Raw genomic sequence first — 11,626 nt, 5'->3', positions numbered from 1 at the left:
TCACTGACATTTTCGGACAATCTATTTTTATTATGAAACACTTAGGGTTTGCATCTATTGCGGCACTTAAGCAGTACCTTCGCTACGCAGATGCCAAACGCATTGATACCGTCGATCTTTTGGCTGATCTAAAGCTCACGAACAACGTCGAACAATCTGAAGAAGGAAGAATATCTGGACAGCAGTTCCAACAGTTTTTAACTAGCCTTCTGCATCTCTCTAACGACCCGATTATGGGCTTAAGCAGCGCACTGTATGTACAAAGCCATTCGTATAATTTGCTTGGCGCACTGATTGAGCAAAGTGAAACTCTAGGACAAGCCATCTCTCGAATCCCTTTATTTGAGAGACTTGTCGGAGATATGGGGACGACAGAGATACAACGAACAGAAAGTCATCTCGCGTTAGTGTGGCACTGCAATTACACAACCTCGTTAATTGTGCCGCACATGATCGACAACGTACTTGCAAGTTGGACACTTTTTGCACGATGGCTAACAAACAGCAAAGCTTCGGCAAGTGGTGTATATCTGACAAGACCTAAACCTGCGCATTCCATACAACAAACCTATGAACAGGTATTTTCTGCACCGGTATTTTTTGATCAAACAAGTAATCGAATCGAACTATCAAATGAACTGCTGAGAATCCCACTCGTATCAACACAGCACTCCCCTAAAAGCAGCTTAGAAGGAAAAGTACGAACGAGCTTATCGCAACTTAAATTTGATGGAGAAACCTTAAAAGACCAAATACTTCGCTCCGTTAAAGCGCACCTACAGTTAGGAATCGCGAGCAAAGAGCTAATATGCCAAGAGTTCAATACATCAACGCGACATTTACAGCGCCAACTTGATGCTGAAGGTACAAGTTACAGAGAGATTTTAAGAAAAGCCCGAGAAGAAAGAGCGACACACTTCTTGCTTGATACCGATCTATCAGTGATCGATATCGCCTACAATTTAGGGTACAAAGACGAAAGGAGTTTCTATAGAAGTTTTAAGACATGGACAAAAGTAAGTCCTCAAGAATTCAGGAATTTGAACAGATAATCAACGAGACTTAGGCTTTAAAGCCTTCATTTTATATAGCTCTTCATCTGCCGCCTTAAGCAATGAACGACCATCATACTTAGCCAAGATTTCTGTTGAAACAACGCCATAACTCAGCTTAGCTTGAATGCTGCCATTCTCATAAGGCATTGGCGTCTCGATCACCTGCTCCCGAATTCTCGAAGCAATAATATCAGCTCCTTCTTGGGCTTGATAAGGTAGAATTATCACAAATTCATCACCTGCAAATCGAAACACCAAGTCACTCTTTCTCGTGGTTTCCAACAACAAATTGGCAACGTGCTTTAAATAAAGGTCTCCTACCTCGTGACCATAAACATCATTAACCTGCTTAAAGTCATCACAATCTATGAACATCAAAGCTAAGTCAGCACCTTGTCGCTGATGACGACTTAGCTCTTGGCTTAACGCCTCCTCCATTTCTCTGCGATTACGCAAATGCGTCAAGGGGTCTCTTGTCGCTAAAAATCCAACTCGCTCGCGCGCCCATACACCAATAAGTGAAAGCGACACCTTTACGGCAAGCTGTCTTAAGAAAAAATGGTCTTTATCAGGGGAGTAACGAGCTTCATTTGGAGAGCCTAACATCAATGCACCGACTACTTTTTTCTCTACGACAATCGGCAACATTGCAAGTGAAGCAATCTGATCGCGCAAAGCTTTGGGGATTAAACCTCGCCACTTTTGGAGTTGCTGGTTTTTCAAAATCGGCTGTTTTGTACTCGTGGTTGCTTGCAAGAAATCAAGCATCGTCACTTTTTGATAGTGCTCTTGATGATCTTGGCTTTCTAAGTCCTCCAGGGCATGGATGAAATGCTCATTTGCAGGAACATCAACAATCGTCACCCAAACATGCTCTACTGCGAACTTTTCATGCACCATCAATAGCAACTGATCAAAGAAATCAGTACATCTTGCGATATTCATGATTTCTACTTCAATCTCAAACAAATTCTGGGCGATTAATTCATTTGCTTTCGCCCGCTCTACCAACTGATTAACATCAGCCACAGCTACTCCTAATCGTCGAAAACTACTATCTTCTAAGTCTAGAGCAAAGACTGAAGTACGCTCACATAGAGTTATGAATAGTTGTTCATTTTTCTAGTCTTAGCATTTGCTATTGGGGCTCTCTCTTACGTTTTTCTTGTTAGACTCGCTAGCCGTTTTTCCGTCATTCAATTCTTCAGGTTTTAGCAGATCTCGTGCAGCACTAAAATCGAATTCGGTATCGGTCCCTAATTGCTCAGGGTCATAACGAATACCGCAACCTGCCTTAATAACTTCAGCTTCTTTTATGTTCTTAGATCCAGACATATTATTCTCTTGCCTCTAAAAATCTCAATTTTGGTGCAATCCATTCCGACACCCAAATGCGTACTCTATGCGCAAAATAGCAACAATTAAACCCATTTATGGAACAAAGCAAAAATCCCTTGCAAACTGTTCCCTGAGTGGAACATACATTCCATCCACAACAGGTTTTTAAACTTTTCTTAGTCAATAAAATGCACTCCTGAGTTAGATAAGCAATATCCATAAGAAAAAGCGAATTTCGCTGTAGTTTTGACTAGGGGTTTATCATGCAACAAAAACATTATGTGCCGACATTCCACTTCGACACCACCAAGCCTTGCTACTGCCGTTCGCAAAAAGCATTTGGTGAATGCTGTGGTAGTTCAATTGAAGAAAAACAAACACCAAAAAGTATTAAAGTAGTCCATAACTTTTTGAGCGCATCTGAGTGCAATAGTTTCATTCGATTTGCTGAGAAACAAAAAAGAGAATGGCTCACTGTTGTAGACACAGCCAAATCAACCTCTAACAAACGTGTCTACAAACGTCACGAGAGTCGTGTCACTCAAAATGTCGACTTAGGCAAAAAGCGCGCGCTTGCCAATGATTGGTTTAAGCGTGCCTGCAGCGAGTACCTTGTGGAAATATCAGGCGGCCTTAATGCGCAATGGTTTGAGGAAGCGCAATTGCTTCGTTACGGTCCTGGCGGAAAATACGGAATACACGCAGACTCTGACCAATTCTGCCAACAGGCGAAACAATTCTATAGGTTTATTGATCGGGACTTCAGTATGCTGATCTATCTTAACGATGATTATGTTGGTGGGGGCTTATACTTCAAGGGTTTGAACTACACATATCAGCCAAAACGCGGCGACCTTGTTATTTTCCCTTCTAATCACGTTTTCTCGCATGAGTCGCTGCCGATTGAGCAAGGTAAGAAATTAGCACTAGTAAGCTGGGGAGCATTCCCAGGGACAGCGAGAGTCTCTCAACCTCGCAGTATCGTCCCAATGGCGACTAATCAGTAGCGCTATTTAGAGGAGATAATCCGAAACGATTCATCTCCTCTTCTCCTTTCAAAACCAAAAACACGAAAAGAATAATCCATCCTGCGATCGGAACGAAGATCAGTAAAAGCCACCAGCCTCTTCGATTGGTATCGTGTAAACGCCTCACAGCAACAGCCACACTTGGAATTAAGACTAACAAGCCATAGATCGAACTGATCGTGCCAGTATTTGTTTCGTAGTTAAAAGTTCCAATCGATTGATCAAGCAAAGAACAAACCGCCGTAAAGATCATATTAATTAATACAAAGAACCAATATTCCTTACGTCGCGCTCTGCCTTCAAAGTTTGTGTAATTGCCGAGAACTTTAAGATACCAATACATAACTGAGGTCCTTTTTCTCTAAACTGTCTAACAGTCTAGACTAGCGATAAAATGTGGACTGTATCTTTTTAAATGATGAGGGACATCTACTATTAATTGTAGACTCAAAGACGCTTTTGAAACGGCGAGAGGAAAGTTAAACCGTATGTATGCTAATTGGTCAGTAAGTTTTAAGCCAACATTCTAATAGAACGAGTAGTGCTTACTCGCCTTAACATGGTTCATCCTTATGCCATAGTCTGTTTATCAGAGAATACGGCAGAGATGAGCAATGAGGAAATAACCGCAAGTTTACAGAAAACCTTAGACACAACGAATGCAAAGTTGGAAGCCTATACCAAGCTCTCACACTTTGTTGTATTTCGCGAGCCATGGGCTGAAGACTCTGGCTACTTTACCCCCACGTTAAAAATAAAACGCCATGTCGTAGAGGACACATTTAAAGCAAGCTACGAGGACTGGACCAAGCGAAAAGATAAAATCGTCTGGGTGTAAATTTATTTCCTTCTACGCAGTCATAAAAAGTCCGACTTATCCACTTTAGCCCTAATATATCGCTGTTTTGATAACCAAAAAAAGCGCCGATTGTTTCAAAACAATCGGCGCTTTTCGGTTCATGCGAACTTTATTGCTGCGCTTTATCTATAAACTCTGCCACCACATTCGACATATCAAACGTTTTACCGCCCTGCACAGGTGGGTACTCGGCGAGCGTTTGCAGATGCTCCGCCATTAATTGACCCATCGGTTGAATCAGCCAAGATACTTTCTGCAGCAAGTGCCCATAAGAATCCGAATTATCATAAGACTCATAAGGATCCATACGAACATTAAATACCAACGGCACGGTTCGCGGAATCACGTTAGAGTAGTAATCCTCTTTCGTTGAGAAATGAAATTTCCACGGTCCCATTCTCACTGCAGTTAGTTTACTTTCGTAATAATGGAACAAGTGATTTCGTTCAGAATGATCGGATAGCCCCATCCAGTAATCAAGGTTGTTCACACCATCAATATACTGTTTTTTCTGCTCGATCATTTTCTCTTTGACGTCAGGCACACCCCCGGCCGCAGCTAGAGTGGTAAATAAATCTTGATGCGCTTGAATACCATTTAGCTTGGTACCGGCTTTGATTTTATTCGGCCAGCGAACCATTGTTGGCACACGCACGCCACCCTCGTATGTCGTCATCTTTTCACCTCTAAAGGGTGTGGTGGCGCCATGAGGCCATGAGCTATGCTCAGGGCCATTGTCTGTAGAGTAAACAACGATGGTATTCTCTGCGAGACCTTGCTCGTCCAGCCAATCGAGCACAAGACCAATATCATGGTCATGCTGCATCATTCCAGCGCCGTGGTAATCGGCTTCCGAAGTATACTTCTCAACTTTATTCAACCATTCAGTATCGATACGCGTGTATAGATGCATTCGGCTGGTATTCATCCAAACGAAAAATGGCTCCTCCGCTTCCTTCGCATTTTTTATAAATTCAAACGTGCGCGGAATCACTTCACCTGCATCAAAGTTTTTCATTCGCTCACGAGTCAATGGTCCGGTATCTTCGATAGTCTGTTTTCCAACCACACCGAAGCGAGGGTCTTCCGTTGCATCATAGGTGTCGGTCGCAAGCGCATGCACCACTCCGCGCGTCCCAAACTTTTTCTCGTACTCTTCCAGGCTACCCGCAAAGGCTTTACCAAAATTTTGATAATCTCTCTGTTCAGCCTCTTCTTGGGTATTGAGATGGTAGAGGTTTCCGTAGAATTCTTCGAACCCGTGCATAGTTGGCAGGTGTTCGTTTCTATCACCAAGGTGATTTTTGCCAAAATGTCCGGTGCGATATCCTTCTTCTTTTAACACTTCAGCAAGAGACGGTGACTCTTTTTGTAAACCAAGCGCGTCACCTGGTTGGCCGACCGTCGTCATTCCAGATCGAATCGGATACTGCCCAGTTATGAATGCCGCACGCCCTGCTGTACAGGAAGGCTGGGCATAGTGATCGCTGAACATCACCCCCTCATTCGCAATTCGGTCAATATTTGGCGTTCCATAGCCCATAACCGAATGGTTATATGCGCTTACATTTGACCATCCAATATCGTCGCCCCAAATCACGAGAATATTGGGCTTACCCGATGATGTTTCTGCCTGTTGAACCGGCGTTGAATCTTCACTTTGCTGAAGAGGTACCGCTGCACTTGTCTTAACTGCAGCTTCGTCTCCGGCACTAGACTGCATGCTCTTTTCTACGCTCTCAGATTCGACAGACTCTGCAGCCGAAGCTTGTTCACTATTTGCAGTATCTTGGCATGCCGTTAACTGAGAAAATATAATGCCTGATAAAAAAAGAAAACCGAGATTTTTGAACGTCATAATTGCCTCCTGAAATGATGAGTTCAATACCTTTTATCTTTACTTTCTTCTTGCTTAATTTGAACTAATGAAATCTGCGCTGTAACTCTATTATGTTTATTCTTTTGACTTATAGATTGCGAGTCTCCGCAAAAGAGTCTAGGCGAAAAAACTAAATGGGTATAGATTTATCCCCACTAAAGTAAGAATACTTCGTATTAAGATGTAAATGTGGGGTTAGCGACATTTTAATTGTTACTTTCGTGAAACCTTTTCAACAAACAAATAACAAGTACAGAAACCCGTTTATTCGCCTCTACACCCAAGTTAGACTGTTAATAGAGAGTCCAAAACCAAATAATCTATGCATAGATAATGAAATTGTATCCAAATCGAACGACGCATCACTGGAGTGGAGCCGTCTTCATTGGGCTATTTTTGTGCTTGATGAGCACCTCAGCGTTTGCGAAAGACCCAACGCTACCCATCTCGGAGAGTCAAACCTGCGTTGCATGCCATAAGAAAGAGGTTAATGCTTGGCGCTCATCGCATCACGCCAAAGCGATGGGTGAAGCCAATTCGAAAAATATTCTTGGTAACTTTGCCGATGCACGGCTTTCATACGAAGGTAAAGTGGTAAAGTTTACCCTCGAAGCGGAAAAATATTATATCGAGATGCCAAACCTATCTGGGGTTATGAAAAGGTATCAAGTCCTCTACACATTTGGGTTCGATCCTTTACAACAGTACATGTTCGATGCGGGCAAAGGAAAGCTGCAATTTTTTCCTTTCGCGTGGGACAGCCGGCCCAGGAGTATGGGGGGGCAACGATGGTATGTTGTACATCCGGATCAAGAACCGCATGATAGCTTCCATTGGTCTCAAATGGGTCAAAACTGGAACCAAATGTGTGCGGATTGCCACTCAAGCGACTTCAGAAAAAATTTTGATTTGAATACCCGAACCTACTCGTCAGAGTTTTCGAGTATCAATGTCTCTTGTTCCTCTTGCCATGGTAATTTGAACAAGCACAGCAGAGATCCAGTTAATTATCCCGTTTTAACTGATAGCCCATACATTGGTGTAGAAACGCCGCTGTATAAAACCGACAGTCAAGGTAAGTTAAACCCAATTTCAAAACGTCGTTCATCAGACCAAGTCATAGTCTGCGCCGGCTGTCACGCGCGACGTAATGCGATTAGTGACCGAGCGGAGCCTGATTTTCTCAATCGCGCGCTTGAGACGGTTTTACTGACACCGGAGTTCTACCATGTGGATGGGCAGGTATCAGACGAGAATTTTGTTTGGGGTTCTTTTGTTCAGAGCAAAATGTACGACGCGGGTGTAACTTGCACAAATTGCCATGACCCGCACGGCGGGCAACTCCACGTGACAGGAAACCAAGTCTGCACACAATGCCATGATTCAAAAACCTATGACAAACCAACACACCATATGCATAAAGTAGGCACAGACGCGGCAGAATGTGTTAGCTGTCACATGCCAGCGACTGTTTACATGGGCGTTGATTCGCGGCGAGATCATCAATTTTCGATCCCACGCCCACATCTAACACGCGATACCGGAGCACCAAACGCATGCAATAACTGCCATACCAATCAAGATGCAAATTGGGCAAGCACGACGATCGAGACATGGTACCCAAAAATTGACGATTCCTATGCTAAGCATTTCGCTTACGCTTTCAACGAGGCAGATAATATAATACCGAGCGGACGTCAAAAGCTGTTAACTGTTTTTACAGATGATACTCAAGCGACCATCATACGCGCGTCAGCGCTTAGTCGTTTAGCTAACTATCCGCATCCTGATTCGATGCAAGCAATCGAAATAGCCGTGAAAAGGTCAGAACCACAATTCAGACTTGCGGCGATCGACGCAGCGGCGCCCTACTCCAATGCCGAAAAATGGCAATTACTCAAACCACTTATTAACGATGCTCAATCAAACATTCGTGCCCGAGGATCTCGCGCACTTGCCGCCGCCAGTCAAATGTCATCGATCCCCGTACAAGCGAAAAAGTTAATCAAAAACGGATTAGAAGAGTATCGCAGTATGCAAAATTACCAAGCGGATAGAGGTTTTGCGCACACTAATCTCGGTAACTTAGAGCGCGATCTCAACAATTTTGAAAATGCCGCCAAACATTATAATGCCGCGATAAATATTGAACCAATATATATACCCGCCTACCTTGCTTTAGCGAGGTTAACGGAATCATTAAACAATACTGCGCAGAGTATAAATGTTCTAAACCAAGCATTGACCATTAATCCAGACTCAGCTGAGGTTTATTTCGCGTTAGGCCTGACTCGTATTCGTCAACGCAACAAAAAGTTGGCTTTAGCGCACCTGCAAAAGGCAACGGAGTTGTCGCCGAATAACCCTCATTACTTTTTTACATTCGGTGCCTTACTTCAAGATCAAGGACAAGCAGAGGAAGCCTTGAAAAACTATGAGACTGCACACAAGCTCGCACCGAAGAATCCTCGAATGACCTATGCGGTGCTGCCTTTACTGTTAGAGCTCGGCCAAACCCAAAAAGCCCTGACGTATGCCGAGCAACTAGTAGACCTGATACCCGAGGATTTACAAACCCTTAGACTCATTAACATGTTGCGCAAAACGTCCGCAAAAACGAATTAACATAAATAATCAATGCGCATAATTATTAGTGAGTGTGCGTAATTTGATGGCAGGGTTCGGATGCGTGATGGGCGCTCGCTGAAGCCGCTATACGCTTCTTAAACTCCCCAACTAATAAGTGTTTCACTAAGCTTGTGCCCAATATTAGTCAATTTGTAGCGGTTCTCACAGAGCGGTCTTGGCAGCCGTTTATCCAGATTTTAGTACTAGCGCGCTGTTAGTCTCCAAAGCCTTAGCTATCGCCCATATTTCACGCTGTCATTTACATCTTGCTACTGATAGCAAACGGGCTATCGAATTTTAGAACATCAAATTTAAATTTCAGTGCGCAATGGTACGACCAATGACCTTCTGGTTTTGGTCATTAGCTTGATTAACATAAATCTCATCTTGCTGGCGCTGTCGAGTTGAGCTAACAAACTCCTCTGCATTAACAGCATAAGCACCTTCGTTTTCACGTAACACAAGTCTAGCAGCAACAGATTCAACTGAAGACAACAACTGTCCTTGAGCGCTTGATAAGGTTCGTTGCGAAGCTACTGAGTAAAGCTGAGGGTTACCTAAGATGCCTTCGTCTTTTGAGTAACTATCATTAGGACGAGCGGTTGAACGTGGCTGATCATCACTAATTAACACATGCATCGTTGATTGGACGCCATTTGTTGCATCAATGCTCAAGCTCGGAACCCATTTTGCATCTTGAGAAGCGGACTCAATTTGTAAAGTCGTTTGATTAATTTGATTGGAGTCTTTGCAGTCGCCAGACAGGATTTCTGTATCGGAACAAAATAGAGCACGACTCTCAAACAAGAAACGTCCCTCTCGACATGTGCCGGCATCTAGATCAAAGCGAGTACACTCATCAGCCGCTCCCTCTAACGGCTCCTGAACGTTACACATCACTTCCATGAGACCCTTGTAGCAGACATTAGAAACAGTTGCGCCTTGGACGTTCGTTGAAAAATATATCCCGGAATCTTGAACCACTGGCCGAGAAATAGATTGCACCAATCGACGACCTAACAATAGACGCTCTCGCACAGTGGCCGGTGCGGTAAGAGGCTGTTTGTAGTAATACACCACTAGAGCATCACGCTCTGTCAGACGTAAATTTAACAACAAAGAATCGTCGTACATCTTAAATTCGAAGCTGCGCATATAGTCTTTGTAGTAGGGCAAAAATGCAGCAAAACTAAGATCATTCGCGACTTCATCAAGCTCATTTAAGTCTTCATAGTTACTGGGCGTGCACAACTCAGATTGGGGTGTTGTTGGCGTGCGCTCTGCGTCTGTCACACAATAATCATTGAGATCATTTGGAAAAGAGCAGTTCAAAGCAAGTGTACAGTCATTCGTTACTTGCCATGCGAAGCCTCCAACGTCATTAGCATCGGCACAAGCTACTGGGTCAGCATTGTAACTACAGTCATTCAAATCAAACTGTGAGAACATGTAAGGATCTTCAATGTTTCTCAGCGATCGCGCTAATAAAAAGTCATAACTGTAGTTCTTAGATAAAACTGGCGCACTGTAACTAGCTTTATAGTCACTGTAGAAGAACTTACCCTGATCAAATACAAGGAAATCATCATTATCGAAAGCGATTTGCATCTTAGTGACATTTCCCGAGTCTTCTTCCAATTGATATGACCGATCTTTAAATACATCGTTGGAATCACTTAGCTCAAATAACTCTGAACCCTCAAATACAAAAATATCACGGCCAAGTTGCGCCACATAAAAGTTATCCTCCAACTCTTCGACAGCAAACAACTGACTATAAGCGCCTTCCACTCCCAGAACATTGGAAAAACTCTCTAGATTTCGATCTTGTGGAGCCGTCCAAACTTGGTCTCCAGCGCTATTCCACAATACCAGCTCACGAGCCCCGCTCCCCAAGCCAGCACCGATATATCCATATACTTGCACTTTACTACCTGGATTAGTCGCATCATCTACGTATGCACGAATCGGGTAACTCAAGGCTCTTGCTTGGCTAACATTAGGTAATAGGCGTGTTTTACAGTTAGCTGCGGAACTCTTACCGTCAAGTTCACCAATACATGTCTCTTCATCGATCGCGTTCACATCATAATTAAGCGCTACCTTAAAATAACGACGAAAATCTTGGTTATTTTGACATGCCCTAGCGCTATCAGCTGAATCAACGACCTCAACGTAAACAAAAGAATCATGCAGCTCATTCCATGTTTCATCACCAGTAACCGAATCGACCTCTGCCTCATAACGGATACTAGGGATCACACGGCATACCGTTCCTGAAAAACTTGTCAGTCGCTCAGCAGAATTAGCGTCTAAATCGATATAAAGCACTGCACCAGCATTGGCAAACACCACCGCTTCATTTTGTTTTAAAGGATCGGCAACCAAGTCAAGGTAAGCATGCACCCCCTGACTCATTGCATAAAGTTGGCTTGGGTTAGTACCTTCAACAACCACATTTCCGTCGCAAGAAGATGAGGAAAGAGACGCGTCACTATCATAATTCACGAGAGAAAGCGCGGTGTTATCCTGACAACCATATGCACCCACAAACAAATTTTTAATTTCTTCGAGTTCAGCATCGGGCTGTGCAGGTGGAGTCGGCGTTACGGGAGGATCAGGAAGCTCTTCCTCAGGAAGGATGTCAGTATCAAGAATCTCATCGATCCCCTCAGAACATGCGGACAAAACAAACACGAAGGCCACGACACAAATGTACTGCAATACTTCACTTAAGTTTCTAACTCGCGACACGAAGGTTCCTTTCGTCTTATTTTCTAACTCAGCTATTATATCGATATTAACTGCTTAGATAAGCGTCAGCACAAGCTATTGCGAG

The 11,626-nt window shown here is 43.5% G+C and carries 9 protein-coding genes; 4 read left to right on the top strand and 5 right to left on the bottom strand.

The features are described from left to right. The first annotated feature begins 32 nt into the window (after positions 1–32). Positions 33–1,052 carry an AraC family transcriptional regulator gene (locus A3762_RS11520; RefSeq protein ID WP_068755627.1) on the top strand — a complete coding sequence of 340 codons (1,020 nt, stop codon included), beginning with the start codon at positions 33–35 and terminating at the stop codon, positions 1,050–1,052. On the opposite strand, the gene A3762_RS11515 is transcribed toward A3762_RS11520, so the two are convergent. Both A3762_RS11515 and A3762_RS11510 read right to left on the bottom strand, forming a co-directional pair. Further along, entirely contained in the window at positions 1,053–2,084 is a 1,032-nt protein-coding gene (locus tag A3762_RS11515) for a DUF484 family protein (protein ID WP_068755625.1), read from the bottom strand. It lies immediately after the preceding gene. Between the two features lie 99 nt (positions 2,085–2,183). After that, positions 2,184–2,390 carry a hypothetical protein gene (locus tag A3762_RS11510; protein WP_068755623.1) on the bottom strand — a complete coding sequence of 69 codons (207 nt, stop codon included), beginning with the start codon at positions 2,388–2,390 and terminating at the stop codon, positions 2,184–2,186. Positions 2,391–2,656: 266 nt separating this feature from the next. Here A3762_RS11510 and A3762_RS11505 point away from each other — a divergent pair, with 266 nt between their 5' ends. Then, positions 2,657–3,400, top strand: coding sequence for a 2OG-Fe(II) oxygenase (locus tag A3762_RS11505; RefSeq protein WP_068477367.1), 744 nt, complete (start codon positions 2,657–2,659; stop codon positions 3,398–3,400). Here the strand turns inward: A3762_RS11505 and A3762_RS11500 are convergent. Next, the gene (locus A3762_RS11500; protein ID WP_068499778.1) at positions 3,390–3,764 is read right to left on the bottom strand and encodes a DUF805 domain-containing protein; all 375 of its coding nucleotides are present in this window, start codon (positions 3,762–3,764) and stop codon (positions 3,390–3,392) included. The genes A3762_RS11505 and A3762_RS11500 overlap by 11 nt on opposite strands. A 198-nt stretch (positions 3,765–3,962) precedes the next feature. Here A3762_RS11500 and A3762_RS11495 point away from each other — a divergent pair, with 198 nt between their 5' ends. Further along, positions 3,963–4,259, top strand: coding sequence for a hypothetical protein (locus A3762_RS11495; RefSeq protein ID WP_156493410.1), 297 nt, complete (start codon positions 3,963–3,965; stop codon positions 4,257–4,259). Between the two features lie 130 nt (positions 4,260–4,389). Here the strand turns inward: A3762_RS11495 and A3762_RS11490 are convergent, their stop codons facing one another. Then, positions 4,390–6,138 (bottom strand): arylsulfatase, encoded by a 1,749-nt coding sequence (locus A3762_RS11490; RefSeq protein ID WP_082869094.1) that lies wholly within the window; start codon positions 6,136–6,138, stop codon positions 4,390–4,392. Positions 6,139–6,492: 354 nt separating this feature from the next. Here A3762_RS11490 and A3762_RS11485 point away from each other — a divergent pair, with 354 nt between their 5' ends. Then, positions 6,493–8,784, top strand: coding sequence for a tetratricopeptide repeat protein (locus A3762_RS11485; RefSeq protein ID WP_082869093.1), 2,292 nt, complete (start codon positions 6,493–6,495; stop codon positions 8,782–8,784). Positions 8,785–9,105: 321 nt separating this feature from the next. Here the strand turns inward: A3762_RS11485 and A3762_RS11480 are convergent, their stop codons facing one another. After that, positions 9,106–11,541, bottom strand: a complete 2,436-nt coding sequence (locus A3762_RS11480) for a hypothetical protein (RefSeq protein WP_068755619.1) — start codon at positions 11,539–11,541, stop codon at positions 9,106–9,108. Positions 11,542–11,626 lie beyond the last annotated feature (85 nt).

The organism is Oleiphilus sp. HI0125 (assembly GCF_001635355.1).
This window is presented reverse-complemented; position numbering and strand designations above follow the sequence as displayed.